Genomic DNA, 16,969 nt, shown 5'->3' with positions numbered 1-16,969 from the left:
TATCTGAAGCCAGCTACCTTGGTAACAAGCCCGCATAACGAGCCCAAATAAGGGCCCCACATAACGGGCATTGCACAAAGGCCAGGAAACAGCTACCCACTTTTCGTTGAAAATGCCACGAATTGTTTAATGAAGACGGATCACGTGATCGAGCTTGGGAAACGTCCGACCGCAGTACTGACAAGTATCATCCTTATACTGCTGGCCAGTTCAGTACTGGCGCAGGCGGAGGATATGCGCGTCGGGCTCGCAGCACCGCTGTCCGGAACGTTCGCTCCATTGGGCAATCAGCTGGCGGAAGGCGCTCGTGTAGCCGCCACGGCAAAAGGCGCAGAACTTGTTATTTTCGATGATCGCTGCGATGCTGAAGGCGGCAAGGAAGCCGCAGAACGCTTCGTCAAGGAAAACGTCCGGGTCGTCACCGGCTTTCTGTGCCCGGAAGCACTTGAAGCAGCACTTCCGGTTCTCGCAGCCGGCAACATACCTGTTGTGACATCAGGCGTCAGCGAAGCCACGCTAACTGAAAGACGTGCGCCCGCGCCGATGGCGGTATTCCGTCTTGCAACCGGCCTAGACAAGGAAACGCAGGCAACCGGGAGCTTCCTTGGCAGCCTTTGGCGCGCGCAATCTTTCGCAATCATCGATGATGGCACCATCGAAGGACGTGAACGAGCTGCACGCGTTTTAGCCAGCCTTAAAGAGCAACAACTACAGCCGGTTTTCACAGACACCTACCGACCGGGTCTCGATAACCAGAATGCTCTGGTCGCCCGGTTGCGGCGCGCAGGCGCTACCCATGTTTATGTCGGCGGTGAGCGCGACGATATCGCCGCTATAGGCGCAAGCGCTGCCGCGCTCAACTATTCCCTGACGATTGCTGGCGGCAGCCTTCTTGACGCAGCACCTGGCACACAGCCCTTAAGTCAAGGCACGTTGATGATTGCCCCGCTCCGTCCGCAGGAACTCTCGACGGCAAAGCCAGCAATCGATGCATTGCGTCAGGCCGGGAAACTTGCAGACGCCTATGCAATCATTGGTTATGCCAGTGCGGAAATCCCTGCGGATGTGATCAAGCGTGCCGACGAGCAGAAGCTGCCGATTATCGACACACTCCGCAATAATTCCTTTGAAACCGTTCTTGGCTCGATCAAGTTCGATGGCAATGGTGTCCGAACCGACAACCCGAACCGCCTGCAACGTTTCGATGGCAAGCGGTTCGTGCTAGCCGACAAGTAGCCCAATCAGGCTCGCAGCAATCACCAGTCCGGTCATCAGGCTCATCGTCGACCAGAAAAGATGAAGCGCGGCATCGATATCATCAGCGTTGGCGTCGCGCTTGCCGGATGCATTCAGCATCGGCCCTTCGACTTTCTCCGCCCCATATTGGCGCGGACCGGCAAGCGCCAGCCCCAGCCCGCCTGCAAAAGCCGATTCCGGCCAGCCAGCATTGGGCGAGCGATGCAGACGTGCATCACGGCGCATGACGGAAAACGCTTCTTTGCCTGAAAGCCTGTCTTTCGTGATCGCGGTGGCAAGGGAGGCGAGCAGTCCGGTCAGTCTGGCTGGGATATAATTAGCGACATCGTCCAGCTTTGCGGCAAAACGACCAAAGTCACGATAGCGATCATTCAGATGGCCGATCATGGAATCAGCGGTATTGATCAGCTTGTAGGCGAACAAACCGGGTAGCCCACCGACCAGAAACCAGAACGCAGGTGCAACGATACCATCTGAAGCGTTTTCCGCGAGGCTTTCTATCGCTGCACGACTGACACCGCCTTCATCGAGATGTTCGGGATTGCGCCCGACGATCATCGACACAGCCCGACGACCGCCTTCGATCCCTTCCTCACGCAATGCCAGTGCGACCGCCTGCACATGATCGGCAATGCTTTTCTGTGCAAGCAGCACCGTCACGATCAGGATTTCGGCAACTGCACCGGCAGTCCCGGCGAAGGGTAACGAGAGTTCAAGGATGAGCCCCAGAACCACACAGGCCATCACCAGCCCGATCGTCAGCCACATGCCGTTTCGGCGAAGCACCGAGGCAGAGAGATTGCGATTGTTCCAGCGCTTTTCGCCCCACGAAATTGCTTTCCCGAACAGGACGACGGGGTGCGGCACCTTCTGCCATAGCTGCGGCGGGTCGCCGACAAAGCGATCCAGAAGAAGCGCCAGCGAAAGAATAATCAGCTTTATTTCCATGAGCTTGACCAGAAAAACTGAATCAAAATTTCAACGCCTTTTCGAACCGCGCAAGCGCCACATCATCCAAAGGCAAACCAATGCGCAACCAGCGCGGGGCGTAATCGAATTTCCGGATCAGAATATGTCTCTCGCACAATCTGGTGTAAATCCCGATTGCATCCGCGTGTTCGACGAGAGAAAACAACGCCGTGCCGCCAATTTCCCTCAGACCGCTTTTGTCCAGAACAGCCGACAATTCCGCCCGCCGCAGATCAATACGTGTGCGATAATCCGCAAGCGTTCCGGCATCGCTGAAAGCATGATTGGCGATTGCCAGTGCCGGGCCAGAAACCGCCCATGGTCCAAGCCGCCGCTCCAACGCTTCAACAAAACGACCGCCTGTAATTGCAAAGCCCAGACGAACGCCAGCAAGCCCGAAAAACTTGCCGAAGGATTTCAGCACGATCATCGGTGCATCTTCTGCATTTGCCGCAATGGTGACGGCCTCATGCGCGTCGGCGAACGCCTCATCAACAACCAGAAAGCCCCCGCGAGCACCGAGTTTCTGTGCAAGTTGCAGGAGAGCCTCTTTCGAAATCACGCGACCGTCTGGATTGTTCGGATTAACGATGACTGCCGCTGTTGCCTCACTCGGAATTTCATCAAGCGTCACACATTGCACAACCTTCCAGCCGGAAGCGGCGAACGAAGCAGCGTGTTCCTGATAGGTCGGTCCGAGGATGGCTACCGTCGACGGCGCGATCAGCGTTGGAACGAGCTGGATCAAAGCCTGCGTGCCCGGCGCTGCAACGATCGGTGCTTTCTCGTTCAGCCGATAATAGCTGCGGGCCAGTCGCAACGTTTCCTGTAACAATCCTTCATCAGGCAGACGGTTCCAGATTTCAGGTGTCAGTTCGGGAAGCGGAAAATGCTCTGGATTGATGCCCGTCGAAAGGTCGAGCCAGTCTTGCGGCCTGCCACCAAAACGCGCGACGGCCTTGTCGAGCGCGCCGCCATGCTCGATTTCTGCACTCAAGCTTTCTCTCCGCAAAAATCGATGACATGCATGAACGAGCCTGAAACGGAGCCGACTCTCAGGCCTGCCTCGCCAACATCGTCGCCGACAGCATCACGCACACGGAAAAGACGATCAGCCTTTCCTTCACGCACGATGCTGGCATAGTGAAACTCATGCGCCTTCAATGTCTCGGTCCAAGGCGCACCTGCAAGCGGTTCCAGCATGCGGTAGCCGAGATGCAGCTTTCTTTTTGCAAAGCTCGTTTCTAGCGGCAGAAGATCCAGCATCGGGTGTATGACACCCTCTGCATCCTGCAAGCTTTCGCCGAGAACCATGTAGCCGCCACATTCGCCGTAAACTGTTACCCCACGGGCTGCAGCTTCGCGCATGCCCGCCTCAAAACGTCCTGCCTGCGCCAAACGCCCTGCATGCAATTCAGGATAGCCGCCCGGCAGATAGATTGCATCGGCATCCTGTCTCGGAGACTCATCGTCGAGCGGTGAGAAGAATGAAATCTCCACCCCTCGCCTGCGCCAGCCTTCAAACAAATGCGCATAGGCAAAGGCAAATGCGTCATCGCGGGCAACGGCAATGTGGTTGCCCAGCGGCTTCAAGCGCGGCACATTGGCCATCGCATCGAAGCGCTTCGGTCGCGACCAGATCGTTTGCAAAGCATCGAGATCGATATGCGTTTCCATTGCATCTGCAGCGTGTTCGAGAAAGCTCTCAAGATCAGAGTGCTCGCCCGCCTGCACCAGCCCCAGGTGCCTTTCCGGCAAGGAAAGAGCAGTATCGCGGGGCAATGCACCAAGAACCGGAATACGGAGCGGCTCCAATGCGCCGCGTAACATAGCCTCATGCCGGGAGCTGCCAACGCGATTGAGGATGATGCCCGCAATCAGCACATCCTTGCGAAACTGGCTGAAACCCCAGACAAGAGCGGCAATGGAATGTGATTGCCGGGCACAATCCACCACCAGCACCACCGGCAGATCGAGAAGCCGGGCAAGATCGGCAGATGAACCTTTGCCGTCCATCGCTCCGTCAAAGAGCCCCATCATGCCCTCGGCAACCAATAGCTTGGCACCACTTTCCGTCATGCGGGAGGACAGTGCACTGATAAGTTCAGGGCGCATCGCCCAAGGGTCCAGATTGAAGCAATCCACCCCGCTTGCAGCCTTGTGGTAGGCGGGGTCGATATAGTCGGGACCGGCCTTGACCGGCGCAAGCGCTTCTCCCCGCCGTTTCAGGGCGCGCAGCAAACCCAGCGTTACCGTTGTCTTGCCAGACCCGGAAGCCGGCGCTGCTATCATGAACCCCTTCATGCGCTTCTCACTCCCTCATTTTGATTTCGTCTGGCAAGCGGATCGCTGGACAGGATTTTACCGTTCAACGCACCCATCCAATCCAGCCCGGCGCGCAGACGAACCACTTCACCTACGACCACAATTGCAGGCGGGTTCAGCCCCGCCGCTTCAACATCTTTTGCAGCCCGCGCCAATGTCGTTTCAAGTACGATCTGGTTGGGGAGGCTTGCATTGCACACGAAGGCGACAGGCTCATCCGGCGAACGCCCGGCCTCGATCAGCCGCCCGGCGATAAGGTCTATATGTTTCATCGCCATATACATGACGATAACCGGCGCAGACTTGGCGATCCCAGTCCAGTTGATCCCGTCAGGTATCGAGCCGCTGGCATCGTGACCGGTCAGAAAGGTCACCGATTGATTGATATCGCGATGGGTAGCGGCAATACCCGCATAGGCGAGGCCGCCAATTCCGGCAGTCACTCCGGGAACGATGCGAAACGGAACGCCATGCTCTACCAAGGTCAGCGCCTCTTCTGCTCCCCGCCCAAATACGAACGGATCACCGCCTTTCAGGCGCAGCACCTTCTTTCCCGATTTTGCAAGTTCAACAAGCCGCAGGGATATATCACGCTGTTTTGGCGAAGGCTTGCCGCCGCGCTTGCCTGCATATTCCAGAGCGGCATCCGCATTCTTGAGAGACAGGCAGGCATCATCCACCAGCGCGTCGTAAACGATGACATCTGCCTGCTGTAAGGCGTTGACAGCGTGAAGCGTCAAAAGACCGGGATCGCCCGGCCCGGCCCCAACGAGCCAGACATGGCCGGGTTCCATCGCAGGCAAGGTTACTTTGCTCCTCGCAATGACACATGCAGCCGTTTCTTCAGCCTTGTTCATTTTCATCAACCACTATTCTATCTGGCGGCACAGCTATCAGATACATTATAAGGCGTCCATGAATGACGAAACCGCTCCAACGAATAAAAGTCAGGAAAAAGCCGAACTCCGCCGCGGCTGGACCACGGGCGCCTGCGCAACCGCTGCCACCAAGGCGGCATTGACGGCGCTTATTACCGGTGAATTTCCTGATCCCGTCGGTATAATTCTGCCCAAGGGGGAAGTACCCTATTTCCAGCTCGCCTATGAAGGGCTGGGCGATGGCTATGCGATGGCAGGCATCGTCAAGGATGCCGGCGACGATCCCGACGTGACCCATGGTGCCACGATCATCTCGACCGTATTCCCGGCCCCACCCGGAACCGGCGTCGTCTTTCGTGCAGGTGAAGGCGTTGGCACAGTTACGCGGCTCGGCTTGCAGATTCCTCCGGGTGAAGCTGCCATCAATCCGGTCCCGCGTCGTATGATGACCGAAATCTGCGAGCAGATTTGCGCCGAATACGGCCTGCCCGCGGATATCGTCATTACGATATCGGTGCCCGGCGGCGAAGAGATTGCCAAAAAGACATGGAACCCGCGTCTCGGTATCGTCGGCGGTATTTCCATTCTCGGCACCACTGGTGTGGTCCACCCATTTTCCTGTTCAGCCTGGATACATTCGATCCATCGCGGCATCGACGTTGCCCGCGCAGCCGGGCAGAAACATGTCCTCGGCGCGACAGGTTCGACGTCCGAGGATGCTGCGCAGGCGCTCTATGATCTGCCCGATTTTGCCATTCTCGACATGGGCGATTTCGCTGGCGGTGTGCTCAAATATCTGCGCGAGCATCCTATCGACAAACTTACGATCGCAGGCGGTTTCGCCAAGCTGACGAAGCTTGCGCAAGGTGCGCTCGACCTCCATTCTTCACGGTCGCAAGTGGACAAGAGTTTCCTTTGGACCATCGCCGAAAAGGCTGGCGCGCCGGAAAGCATGAAGGATCAGATTCTCTTTGCGAACACTGCGCTGGAAGTGCTTGAACTGACTCAATCAATCGGGCTCGACATAGCCACGCCAATTGCGCTCAAGGCGAAGGAAACCGCGCTCGAAACCCTTCGCGGCGCGCCGGTCGCAGTCGAGATTATCGTAACTGATCGCAGTGGGAATATCCTTGCGCGCGTCTGACCCCAAGATACTCATTCTCGGCGGAACGACCGAGGCTGCGGCACTTGCAACGGCCTTCGCAGGGCTGCCCGTCAATGCCATTACCTCGCTTGCCGGGCGTACCAGCAATCCAGCCAAACTGACCGGAACGGTTCGAAGCGGTGGCTTCGGAGGTGTTGATGGTCTTGCTGCCTATCTCGACGAAGAACGGATAGACCTCATCATTGACGCGACCCATCCCTATGCCGCACGCATCTCGCAAAATGCAATGCAGGCGGCAGGCAAGCGCAGCATATCATTGGTGAGGCTGGAGCGCCCTGCCTGGGAGGAAAAGCCGGGCGACCGCTGGATCAATATTTCCGATGAAGCCGAGGCAGTAAATGCTATCCCATCCGGTGAGCGTGTATTTCTGGCGCTTGGTCGCCAGCACATCGCGCCTTTCGCGGAGCGCGCTGATGTTCATTTCGTCATCCGCATGATCGATCCACCGGATGTGGCACTACCACAGGATTGCGAAATCGTTCTGGCGAGACCCGGCGATTACGCTGCGGAGAAGCGTTTTCTGGAAGGCCGCAGGATCGGGCTGATCGTCAGCCGCAATTCGGGCGGCACCATTTCCTATGCAAAAATCGAGGCTGCCTGTGCACTGGGACTTCCGGTCATGATGATTTCCCGTCCACCGGTTGCGGCCAGAAACGTTGTCACCTCGCCAGAAGAGGCAATCATATTCGCCCGCAAAGCACTAGGTTTTTGAACGCGCCGCGTGGTTGTGCGCTTCATGGTAAAGCGCTGAATCGCGAAAGCTTTTAGGGTCCAGTCCGCGCCCGACAAAAATCATTGCCGTACGTTTCAACCCGAATGCAGCCACCTTCTCCGCTATATCTGACAGCGTACCGCGTAGAATTTGTTCATCAGGCCATCCAACGCGATAGGCGATAACCACCGGACAATCAGCACCGTAAAGAGGTGTCAGCTCGGCCTCGATTTTGTTGAGGTTCCGGATGGAAAGATGGATCACCAGCGTCGCACCCGACCGCCCGAGTGTGGTAAGGTCTTCGCCTTCAGGCATGGCAGACGATTTCATCGAGGTACGGGTCAGGATGATTGTCTGATTGACCTCGGGAATGGTCAGTTCCTGCTTCATGGCAGCGGCAGCGGCTGCAAAAGCTGGCACCCCCGGCGTCACATCATATGGAATGCCTAGACTGTCCAGCCGACGCATCTGTTCGGCCATAGCGCCATAAATCGACGGGTCGCCCGAATGCACTCGCGCAACGTCGAGGCCTTGCACATGTGCTGCTTTCATCTCAGCGATAATCTCGTCCAGCGTTAGCGATGAACTGTCGACCAGACGCACATCCTTCGGTGCTACGGCAACAACCTCCTTCGGCACCAGCGACCCCGCATAGATGCAGACGGGACATTGCTCGATGAGGCGCAGACCGCGCACGGTGATAAGGTCCGCCGCGCCGGGGCCGGCTCCAATGAAATGAACAGTCACGATTTCCCCTTCCTGAACTGCGGACATGACTTTCCGTGATGTCGAAAGTCAATCCGTTTCCGGCAGAAGCTCTTCGATATCGTTGAAGATCGACTGCCATTCCTCATCCGTCAGTTCGAAGAAATTGAAGCTGCGCAACAGGAATGCACCTTCATTGGCTATGAAGGCCAGCCGAGTCCTGCGCCCTTCCGGTGTGGAGACATCAAGCCCATCCCATTGCTTGCGATACCAGAGACGGGTTTCATCCAGATGTTCGGTGTTGGGAATGAGACTGGTCATCATGGCCGCAAAGCGCGAGTCGTCTTCGGCATCGCTTTCGCGGGTCACGCGAATATGGGCGGCGATATGAGAAAGCGCGTCCATGCGGCCTTGCTTTTTCTTGTCGACCTGTGCGTCGAAACGATCGCCCCACCGCCCGATCATCGCTTTCAAAAGCCCGTCCTTATTGCCGAAGCAATACTGAACGCCTCCTTTGGTCACACCAGAAGCCTGTGCGACGGCATCCATGGTGAGGGCGACCAGCCCACCTTCGGCGACGAGCTTTTCAGCCATATCGAGCACATGGTCACGGTCGATTGAGCGCGGCCTGCCTATTTTGTGCAAATTTTCACTTTCCATACAGACGGATTTATATTAAGTGAGCCCTCCTCGCAAGTTTGAATACAAGCGTATTGAAAAGGTGCTATCCAATGTTGCCGAAAAATCGCTGGCTGGTTCTGACCATTGTTTCCAGCGCATTGTTTCTGATCGTCGTGGACATGACGGTGCTTTATACGGCGCTACCCCGCCTCACCCACGATCTCGCGGCCAGCGCTTCCGAAAAGCTCTGGATCATGAACATCTATCCGCTCGTCGTTGCAGGTCTCCTGCCCGGCCTAGGAACGCTTGGCGACAAGGTCGGCCACAAGCGTATGTTCATGTCTGGACTCGCAGTTTTCGGACTTGCCTCTCTTTGCGCGGCCTACTCGCCAAACCCGGAATTCCTTATTGCCGCTCGCGCATTTCTCGCTTGCGGCGCAGCCATGATGATGCCCGCAACGCTCTCCATCATTCGGTTGACGTTCACCGATGACAAGGAGCGCTCGCTTGCAATCGGCATCTGGGCGGCTATTGCATCAGGCGGTGCCGCCATCGGCCCTGTGGCAGGCGGCGTTCTGCTGGAATATTTCTGGTGGGGATCGGTCTTCCTTATCAACGTACCCGTCGTACTGGTTGCGCTGTCACTCTCCGTCTTCACACTTGAAAACCGTCCGCTCGGCTCCAAGCGCAAATGGGATTTGATCGGTTCGATCCAGATTATGGTTGGATTGATTGCACTCACCTATGCCGTGAAGGAACTCGCAAAGCGCGATGCGTCCATGACTGTATTTACAGCCGCGCTGGCAATCGGGTTGGTCGCATCATTCATCTTCGTGCGCAGGCAGCTCGCAAGCGAAGCACCGCTGATCGACTTCTCTCTGTTCAACAACAAGCTGTTTTCGATGGGTGTTTTCGCAGCTCTGGTGGCGTCCGGTTCAATGACGGGGATGGAACTCGTCTTCAGCCAGCGCATGCAGCTGATCGAAGGCATGACACCCTTGCATGCCGGATTATCAATCCTGCCTATTCCTCTGGCCGCTTTCGTTGCAGGGCCGCTCGCTGGCATCATGCTGCCGCGCCTTGGTACCGGCAAGCTTCTGTGGTCGTCGCTGGGGATCACAGCACTTGGCGTTATTGTCTACATTCTGACTTACAAGACTTCGGCATCGTTCTATCTGGTCGGGCTTGCGATTCTCGGCTTCGGCGTGGGAGCTGCCATGACAGGTGCATCGTCGGCGATCATGACCAATGCACCGGTTGAAAAGGCAGGCATGGCAGCTTCCGTTGAAGAAGTTTCCTTTGAACTCGGTAACGCTCTCGGTGTCACGGTTTTCGGAAGCATTCTGTCCGTATTCTACACGGCAAGCCTTGTGATCCCTGAAGGCGCAGGTATCCCCGCAATCGTGCGCGACAGTCTGGATGAAGCACTTCTGGCAGCTCAATCCCTACCGCCAGCAGATGCACAAACTCTGACGGCACTGGCATCGGCGGCTTTTGAGAGTGCTTATGTTGCCGTCATCACAGCGACCGCAACTCTGCTTTCGATCGCTACGCTCGTGGCCTACATTATTCAGCGACGTAAGACTGTTACCGCATAATCCGAAGTCGGGACCGGGCGACAGCCAATGCGGCAGTTGCCCGGCCTGATACGGTTTTTTCGACCACAAGAAAGCCATTCGGACCGGTGGCAGCAAGCGCAGCCGCTTCAGCGACACCATGACATCCAACTGCCTCGAGAACAGTCTCCGATGGGTTTTCGAGACGCGGAGTTTCCTTTTCCAGCCGCTCGGCATCGAAGAAACACAGCGCACATTCATAGTGCGCTGCAAGCTCGTTCCATGCGAGCTCGCCACACTTGGTACTCAACGTTGCGATAGCGTCAGGCCGCGAACAGCAGCCTTGCGACAACACCTGATCGGCCAAAGCCAAAAGCTCGTCGAATGTCACGCCGGACGAACCGCCCATGCCGAGGACTGTGCTGTAGTTTTTAGAACCCACAGGGCGACGACTGGCGTGCTTTGTGCAGCTCTTCCGGCTTGACGCCGAGTGTATCGGCAATGCGCTGGATCATCGTTGCCTCGGAACGGTCAAGCCGGTGATCGGAACAGGCAATCTTTACGAGGTCACTAAGCAGCGCCAAACGGCGATCCGGCGCCATCTCGGCCAGCATGTTGGCAGCTTGCTTGGTTGTGGTCTCGTAAGCGAAATCCTTGAGATACTCGGCCACTTCCGGAAGCTCTTCCGGCGGAATGCCGAAATTCCTTTCGGCAATTTCCTTGAACGCCGCTATTTCAGCCGGATGCTGGTCGCCATCGGCAAACACCACATGCAACAGCAAAAGCAATTCAGATGCGAGCGCCGGATCATCGGCCACGCGCTGCACGGCGCTCTTCTTGCTGAGAAAAGCGGTAATCCGCTCAAAGATGCTCTCGCTCATGGAACCCCTCAAAACTTTCAGCCTGAATATAATGAATAGCGCCGGATACACCGGAAAACAATCTCGCTCAACGCACTGGCTTTCTTCGGAGATTATCCTTGTCCGACTAGCGTTAGGAAAGCAGCTGCTCTATGTTGCGCCCACCTCTCCCTTGGGCTTCCCCGATGCTTGAATTTTTCGATACGCTTACCCTGCTCCTGACGGCTGCGGCATTCATCGCCGGGATCATCGATTCCATCGCCGGTGGTGGCGGAATGATTACAATTCCCGCCTTGTTGCTGGCCGGAGTTCCACCCGTTGAAGCGCTTGGCACGAACAAGCTGCAAGGCTTGTTCGGCTCGTCATCGGCAACCATCGCCTATGCGCGCAAAGGGCATGTAAACATCAAGGAACAGTGGCCTGAAGCACTTGCATCGCTCATCGGCTCAGTGTTCGGCGCTTTACTCGCAACGGTTCTGCCGGTCGACATCATGCGTGCAGCGCTGCCAATCCTCCTCATCGCGATTGCGGTTTATTTTGCCATCAAGCCGAGTCTTGGCGATGTTGATCGTGCGCGACGTATCGGCCCGTTTCTTTTCGGCGTAACGCTTGTCCCGCTGATCGGATTTTACGATGGCCTCTTTGGTCCCGGAACCGGATCGTTCTTCATGCTCGCATTCGTGGCACTGGCCGGTTTCGGTGTGCTGAAAGCTACGGCCCATACGAAACTTCTCAACTGCGCGTCCAATGTCGGCGGCTTTGCAACCTTTGCCGCTGTCGGCGTTATCAACTGGAAGATCGGTATCTGTATGGGCGTCGCCCAGTTTATCGGTGCACAGATTGGCGCAAGCCTCGCCATGAAGGTCGGCTCACGCATTATCAAACCGCTTTTGATCGTTGTCAGTCTGGCACTGGCAGTTCGCCTTTTGATGGACGGAACCAATCCGCTGCGCCAGTGGGTTGGGTTTTAGAGCGCGTTTCGATCTGATTGGATCAGATCGGCGCTCTAAATATTTGTTTTGAATCGCGCATCTTTTCCGAAAACCGTTTCACACTTTTCGGGATACGCTCTAAACCCGAAGCGCGACTAGCACCACGCCACAGCCGATAAGCAGAATGCCAAACCAGTTGAGGGTGGACATGCGCTCGCCAAGGAATGCCGCACCGAACAGTGCCACCAGCACAACCGACAATTTATCAATCGGCGCGACGCGCGATGCATCCCCGATCTGCAAGGCCCGGAAATAGGCAAGCCACGAAGCACCGGTCGCCAGACCTGAAAGCACCAGAAACAGCCACGACTTTCCGGAAATCTCGCCGGGTTTCTGCCATTGGCCGGTAACGGTCAGGAACAGGCACAACGCGCCAATGATGACCAGCGTGCGCACGAGCGTGGCGAAATCAGAATTGATGCCCTGAATACCGACCTTAGCGAAGATGGCGGTCAATGCGGCAAACACCGCCGACATCAGTGCCCAGAATTGCCAGCTAGCAATCATCAAAACTCAATACCCTTCTGTGCCTTCACACCAGAGCGGAACGGATGCTTTATCATTTCCATCTCCGTCACGAGGTCGGCCGCTTCAATCAGCTCATCCTTGGCATTGCGACCGGTAATGATGACATGCTTCATCTCCGGCTTCGCTTCGAGAACCTCGATCACTTCCTCGACCGGTAGATAATCGTAGCGAAGCACGATATTCAGCTCATCACAAAGCACCATATCGTAGCTTTCATCCAATATCATGGCTTTGGCTTGTTCCCATGCCCCACGCGCCATGGCGATATCTCGCGTCCGGTCTTGAGTCTCCCAGGTAAAGCCTTCGCCTAGCGCTGAAATAGTCACCTGTTCGGGGAATTTTTCGAGCACCCAGCGCTCACCCGTGTCCCACGAGCCTTTGACGAACTGCACGACGCCGATTTTCATTCCGTGACCCAGCGCACGGAAAACCATCCCGAAACCGGCAGTCGACTTGCCCTTGCCTTTACCGGTATGGACGATCACCAACCCTTTTTCTTCAGTCTTTGTCGCCTGAATCTTGTCGCGGGCAGCTTTCTTCTTGCGCATCTTGTCCGCATGGCGTGCATTCAGTTCCTCTTCCGTCATCGAAAGAAGTTTTTCCGATTTCTCAGCCATTTACCGCCCTTTCCGGATTCAATTTTTGAAGATTTGAACTCAATGTTTCCAGCTCGAACCGCGCAGAGTTGGAGCGAGGCGTCCAGAAGCCGCGCAAGATAGCATCGTTGAGTTTCGCTGCCGTCTCGGCAAGTGCTGCCGGGTTTTTCTCGGCCATGAAATCATGCACCGACTTGTCGGCGATATAAGCCTGATAGACCGCCTCGAAATGATGGTTCCCAACCTTGCCGGTAGTCGCCGCGAAGGCGAACAGATAGTCGACAGTTGCCGCAATCTCTGCCGCACCCTTATAGCCGTGGCGCATGACGCCTGCGATCCATTTGGGGTTGGCTGCGCGACCGCGTACGACGCGCGAAAGTTCTTCTTCCAGCGCACGGATCACTGGCTTTTCCGGGCGGGAATGGTCGTTATGATAAACTGCGGGCATTGCGCCACTCAAACTTTCAACGGTCGCAGCCATCCCACCTTCGAACTGGTAGTAATCGTCGCTATCGAGAAGGTCGTGCTCACGATTGTCCTGATTTTGCACAACAGCCTGAACCGAACGCAGCTGTTCTTCGAGAAGGCCGCGCTCAGCCTGCCCTTCCTCGCCTGCGCCATAGGCGTAACCGCCCCAGACAAGCCAGGCTTCCGCCAGATCGTTGCGTCCCGCCCAGCCGTTCTCGTCGATCAATGCCTGCAGGCCTGCTCCATAAGCGCCGGGTTTGGCCCCGAAGACACGATAGCCTGCACGCCGCTCCGCAGTCTTTTCGTCTGCCCCTTCTGCAACGAGGCGCGCTTGCTCAATCCGCATGCGTGCTGCGATTGGATTGTCTTCGGCATCCTCATCAAGAGCGCCGACTGCACGCACGGCCTTGTCGAACAATGCAATCTGTTCTGGAAACGCGTCGCGGAAAAAGCCGGAAATGCGCAATGTCACATCGACACGTGGACGACCAAGCTTTGCAATCGGAACGATTTCGTATCCAGTCACCCGGCGTGACGCCATATCCCAGACCGGTTTGACGCCGATCAACGCCAGGGCCTGTGCAATATCATCGCCGCCGGTGCGCATATTCGATGTGCCCCACGCGGTTAGGCCGAACGATGTCGGCCATTCACCATGATCTTGCGTGTAGCGGGTAATCAGGAGCTCCGCCGATTTGCGTCCCAGTTCCCATGCTGCCGGAGTGGGAACGGCGCGACTATCAGCAGAGAAGAAATTGCGACCGGTTGGCAGCACATCGGGACGGCCGCGTGTCGGTGCACCGGATGGTCCCGGCGCCACAAACCGCCCGCCAAGTGCGGCAAGAAATCCATCTATTTCCGAAGGCCCGCAGGAAACCACCATGGGGCGCAGATGTTCTTCTATGGATTGGAGAACCGCCTGCGCCTGCGGCCAGTCTGCGGGGCACTCTATCGCGCCTGCAACAAAGCTGGCGGCCAGCAGTTCGATACGCTCCACCGTATCGCCCGCAATGCGCCATGTTGCAGGGCTCGCAGCCAGCAGGAGTTCCGGTTTGGCGCCTGTCCACGCCTCTGCCATATTGCAGTCCAGCGGATCGAATGTTTCGCCAAGCCCACAATCCGCAGCGATTGCACGCTGGAGACTTTGATCGCCCGGCGCGCCGCCAAGCGAAACCGGCACGCCACGCGGCACACGTGCCAGCGCAACCAGAAGATCCGTCAGCAGCCTGCCTTCAGGCGCCAATCCGAAAATATGCAGACCGTCGCGTATCTGCATTTCCTTGAGATCGCAGAGATAGGCGTCAAGCTTTTGCAGCGCCATGTCTTCATCGTCATGGTCGTGAATGCCCGCATCGCGATCAAGCCCGATGTCGCGCACGAGATCGAGTATCTGTCCTTTCAGTCTGAGCAGGCGGCGCGGATCGACGCCGGAGGCCTCGTAATATTCGTCCACCAGCGCTTCAAGGTCTTTCAGCGGCCCATAACTTTCAGCGCGCGTGAGCGGCGGCGTCAGGTGGTCGATAATAACCGCGCTGGCGCGACGCTTGGCCTGCGTGCCTTCGCCCGGATCATTCACGATGAAAGGATAGATATGCGGTGTAGGACCGAACACGGCCTCGGGGTAGCAGTTTTCGGACAGCGCAAGCGCCTTCCCTGGCAGCCATTCCAGATTTCCATGTTTGCCCATATGCACAATGGCATCGATGCCGGCGACCTCGCGCAGAAAAGCGTAGAAGGCAATATAGCCGTGCGGCGGCACCAGATCAGGCGAGTGATAAGTCTCTTTCGGGTCGATATTGTAGCCCCGTGCGGGCTGGATACCGACAAAAGTTTCGCCCAGCCGCATCAACGGCAATGCGAAAGCGACAAGCTCCTGCGCAAAATAAGGGTCATCTTCCGGCGCCCCCCATCGCTCTTCGATTTCTTTCTGAATCGCAATGGGAAGTCTTTTGAAGAAAGCCTTGTATTGATTCAGTGAAATCGTTTCGCGAATCTCACGTCCGTCACGCGCAGCATTGGTCGGGCCTGCCGTCAACGCACGCATCAATGCATCACCGTCCACGGGCAGGTCAGCGACGGGATAGCCGCCCTTCGCCATGGCGTGCAGTACTTCAACCGTTCCGGCTGGCGTATCGAGCCCTACCCCGTTTCCGAGCCGCCCGTCGCGGTTCGGATAATTCGCAAGGATAAGCGCAACACGTCTTTCATCGGGCGATTTCCGCTTCAACCGCGCCCAGTTTGCAGCGAGCTGCGCCACAAAACCCACGCGGTTTTCATGCGGCTCGTGCGTCACGATATTCGCTTCCACTGCCGCATCAAACTGCTTTGCAGACTTGAAGGATACGGCACGCGAAAGCACACGCCCGTCCACTTCGGGCAAAGCGACATTCATCGCCAGATCGCGCGCCAACAAGCCCTGCTGTGACGTTTCCCAAACTGCCTTCGGTGTGCCGGAGAAGATCACCTGCAACACCATATTGCCGCGCTTGTCGAGGACAGTCGGCTTGCGCTCCGCCCCCGGCGAAGAAATTGCAAACCCCGTGGCATTCAAAACGATATCCGGCGGACAATCCTCGAACAGACCGTCGACGACCGCCGCAGACAATCGATCCTTGAGGCTCGAAACGAATATCGGGAGCGGATTGAGACCTTTTGCCTGCAAAGCAGCAATCAGTGCATCGACCGGCTGCGTCTGTCCGCTTTGCACCAGCGCCCGATAGAAAATAATGCCAGCGACAGGTGCTTTTGCATCGCTCCAGTGCGTGCGAATACTATCCAGCGAGGAGACATGCTCTCCCGGCCACCACAGACCAGCCTTGAGCAAAGGAGCCGCACTTTCCGGCTTTTCGGAGCCTGCAACCAGTGCGGCGCAATATTGAAGAAATGCGCCGGCATTCACAGCCCCGCCCTCGATCAGATACTGCCAGAGTTCATTTCGCTCGTGCGCAGAGATCGTTGAAAACCGGTCCAGCCCATGATCCGGCTTGTCGTCTCCCGGCAATACGGCAATCTTGATACCGTGATTGAGTGCGCAAGCATGCAGCGCTTCTAACCCGTAAGGCCAGTATGTCTCGCCGCCAATGATGCGCACCACGATGAGGCTCGCATATCTGGCAGTACGCTCCACATAAGCGTCCACCGACATGGGATGGGTGAGACTCAAGAAATTCGCCAGTCGCAAGCTTGGCAAATCCGGCGCAAGTCTGTGTGCCTGCGCCAAACTGGCCAGTTCGGTATCGGCAGCGGAAAGGAACAATATCTCTCCCGGCGTTTGGCCGAGATCGACGGCTTCATTGCCGTCGCTGATTGTTCCTTTCTGGGCAAGAAGAAGATGCAT

General features: G+C 56.9%; 16 protein-coding genes. 5 read left to right on the top strand and 11 right to left on the bottom strand.

What is annotated here, in order from left to right; genetic code table 11:
* Positions 1-144: 144 nt before the first annotated feature.
* Positions 145-1,236, top strand: a complete 1,092-nt coding sequence (locus FG152_RS19275) for a branched-chain amino acid ABC transporter substrate-binding protein (protein ID WP_010659853.1) — start codon at positions 145-147, stop codon at positions 1,234-1,236.
* Here FG152_RS19275 and cbiB read toward each other — a convergent pair.
* From cbiB to cobA, 4 genes are read right to left on the bottom strand one after another with little or no spacing between them, the layout of a single operon-like run.
* Positions 1,222-2,205: an adenosylcobinamide-phosphate synthase CbiB gene (gene cbiB / locus FG152_RS19270; RefSeq protein ID WP_498988002.1), complete on the bottom strand. Its 984-nt coding sequence runs from the start codon at positions 2,203-2,205 to the stop codon at positions 1,222-1,224. The two genes, FG152_RS19275 and cbiB, sit on opposite strands and share 15 nt — an antisense overlap.
* A 22-nt stretch (positions 2,206-2,227) precedes the next feature.
* Entirely contained in the window at positions 2,228-3,223 is a 996-nt protein-coding gene (cobD, locus tag FG152_RS19265; protein WP_010659851.1) for a threonine-phosphate decarboxylase CobD, read from the bottom strand.
* Positions 3,220-4,530, bottom strand: a complete 1,311-nt coding sequence (locus tag FG152_RS19260; RefSeq protein ID WP_010659850.1) for a cobyrinic acid a,c-diamide synthase CobB — start codon at positions 4,528-4,530, stop codon at positions 3,220-3,222. Before FG152_RS19260 ends, cobD begins: the two co-directional genes overlap by 4 nt.
* On the bottom strand, positions 4,527-5,408 hold the full coding sequence (cobA, locus tag FG152_RS19255) for a uroporphyrinogen-III C-methyltransferase (RefSeq protein ID WP_036579711.1): 882 nt from the start codon (positions 5,406-5,408) through the stop codon (positions 4,527-4,529). Before cobA ends, FG152_RS19260 begins: the two co-directional genes overlap by 4 nt.
* Positions 5,409-5,466: 58 nt before the next feature.
* Between cobA and FG152_RS19250 the strand changes: the two genes are divergently transcribed.
* On the top strand, positions 5,467-6,573 hold the full coding sequence (locus FG152_RS19250; protein WP_010659848.1) for a cobalt-precorrin-5B (C(1))-methyltransferase: 1,107 nt from the start codon (positions 5,467-5,469) through the stop codon (positions 6,571-6,573).
* A complete protein-coding gene (locus FG152_RS19245; RefSeq protein ID WP_010659847.1) occupies positions 6,560-7,306 on the top strand; it encodes a cobalt-precorrin-6A reductase in 747 nt (248 codons plus the stop codon). The genes FG152_RS19250 and FG152_RS19245 overlap by 14 nt, the downstream gene beginning before the upstream one ends.
* Here the strand turns inward: FG152_RS19245 and cobM are convergent.
* A complete protein-coding gene (gene cobM, locus FG152_RS19240; RefSeq protein WP_010659846.1) occupies positions 7,295-8,053 on the bottom strand; it encodes a precorrin-4 C(11)-methyltransferase in 759 nt (252 codons plus the stop codon). The genes FG152_RS19245 and cobM overlap by 12 nt on opposite strands.
* Positions 8,054-8,101: 48 nt before the next feature.
* Positions 8,102-8,656 carry a TetR/AcrR family transcriptional regulator gene (locus FG152_RS19235; RefSeq protein WP_010659845.1) on the bottom strand — a complete coding sequence of 185 codons (555 nt, stop codon included), beginning with the start codon at positions 8,654-8,656 and terminating at the stop codon, positions 8,102-8,104.
* A gap of 86 nt (positions 8,657-8,742) precedes the next feature.
* On the opposite strand from FG152_RS19235, the gene FG152_RS19230 reads away from it, so the two are divergent.
* Positions 8,743-10,230 carry an MFS transporter gene (locus FG152_RS19230; protein ID WP_010659844.1) on the top strand — a complete coding sequence of 496 codons (1,488 nt, stop codon included), beginning with the start codon at positions 8,743-8,745 and terminating at the stop codon, positions 10,228-10,230.
* On the opposite strand, the gene FG152_RS19225 is transcribed toward FG152_RS19230, so the two are convergent.
* Both FG152_RS19225 and FG152_RS19220 read right to left on the bottom strand, forming a co-directional pair.
* Positions 10,220-10,597 (bottom strand): cobalamin biosynthesis protein, encoded by a 378-nt coding sequence (locus FG152_RS19225; protein ID WP_010659843.1) that lies wholly within the window; start codon positions 10,595-10,597, stop codon positions 10,220-10,222. The genes FG152_RS19230 and FG152_RS19225 overlap by 11 nt on opposite strands.
* A gap of 22 nt (positions 10,598-10,619) precedes the next feature.
* A complete protein-coding gene (locus FG152_RS19220) occupies positions 10,620-11,069 on the bottom strand; it encodes a tellurite resistance TerB family protein (protein ID WP_010659842.1) in 450 nt (149 codons plus the stop codon).
* Positions 11,070-11,233: 164 nt separating this feature from the next.
* Here FG152_RS19220 and FG152_RS19215 point away from each other — a divergent pair, with 164 nt between their 5' ends.
* Complete coding sequence (locus FG152_RS19215; protein ID WP_029928915.1) at positions 11,234-12,019, top strand: TSUP family transporter; 786 nt, start codon at positions 11,234-11,236, stop codon at positions 12,017-12,019.
* A gap of 99 nt (positions 12,020-12,118) precedes the next feature.
* Here the strand turns inward: FG152_RS19215 and FG152_RS19210 are convergent, their stop codons facing one another.
* Genes FG152_RS19210 through cobN form a run of 3 tightly spaced genes read right to left on the bottom strand, consistent with a single transcriptional unit; the run spans position 12,119 to position 16,969 of the window.
* Positions 12,119-12,547 (bottom strand): EamA family transporter, encoded by a 429-nt coding sequence (locus FG152_RS19210; RefSeq protein ID WP_010659840.1) that lies wholly within the window; start codon positions 12,545-12,547, stop codon positions 12,119-12,121.
* Positions 12,547-13,185 (bottom strand): cob(I)yrinic acid a,c-diamide adenosyltransferase, encoded by a 639-nt coding sequence (gene cobO, locus FG152_RS19205; RefSeq protein WP_010659839.1) that lies wholly within the window; start codon positions 13,183-13,185, stop codon positions 12,547-12,549. Before cobO ends, FG152_RS19210 begins: the two co-directional genes overlap by 1 nt.
* Positions 13,178-16,969 (bottom strand): cobaltochelatase subunit CobN, encoded by a 3,792-nt coding sequence (gene cobN / locus FG152_RS19200; protein WP_010659838.1) that lies wholly within the window; start codon positions 16,967-16,969, stop codon positions 13,178-13,180. The genes cobO and cobN overlap by 8 nt, the downstream gene beginning before the upstream one ends.

This window comes from Ochrobactrum sp. XJ1 (assembly GCF_024701725.1).
GTDB lineage: Bacteria > Pseudomonadota > Alphaproteobacteria > Rhizobiales > Rhizobiaceae > Brucella > Brucella anthropi.
Note: the sequence above shows the minus strand (reverse complement) of the source record. Positions and strands in the feature narration are given on the sequence as shown.

Coding starts and splice junctions, on each gene's coding strand:
- cbiB (WP_498988002.1), bottom strand. CDS start 2,205: ATGGAAATAAAGCTGATTATTCTTTCGCTGGCGCTTCTTCTGGATCGC.
- FG152_RS19260 (WP_010659850.1), bottom strand. CDS start 4,530: ATGAAGGGGTTCATGATAGCAGCGCCGGCTTCCGGGTCTGGCAAGACA.
- cobA (WP_036579711.1), bottom strand. CDS start 5,408: ATGAACAAGGCTGAAGAAACGGCTGCATGTGTCATTGCGAGGAGCAAA.
- FG152_RS19250 (WP_010659848.1), top strand. CDS start 5,467: ATGAATGACGAAACCGCTCCAACGAATAAAAGTCAGGAAAAAGCCGAA.
- FG152_RS19230 (WP_010659844.1), top strand. CDS start 8,743: ATGTTGCCGAAAAATCGCTGGCTGGTTCTGACCATTGTTTCCAGCGCA.
- FG152_RS19225 (WP_010659843.1), bottom strand. CDS start 10,597: ATGGGCGGTTCGTCCGGCGTGACATTCGACGAGCTTTTGGCTTTGGCC.
- FG152_RS19220 (WP_010659842.1), bottom strand. CDS start 11,069: ATGAGCGAGAGCATCTTTGAGCGGATTACCGCTTTTCTCAGCAAGAAG.
- FG152_RS19215 (WP_029928915.1), top strand. CDS start 11,234: ATGCTTGAATTTTTCGATACGCTTACCCTGCTCCTGACGGCTGCGGCA.
- FG152_RS19210 (WP_010659840.1), bottom strand. CDS start 12,547: ATGATTGCTAGCTGGCAATTCTGGGCACTGATGTCGGCGGTGTTTGCC.
- cobO (WP_010659839.1), bottom strand. CDS start 13,185: ATGGCTGAGAAATCGGAAAAACTTCTTTCGATGACGGAAGAGGAACTG.
- cobN (WP_010659838.1), bottom strand. CDS start 16,969: ATGCATCTTCTTCTTGCCCAGAAAGGAACAATCAGCGACGGCAATGAA.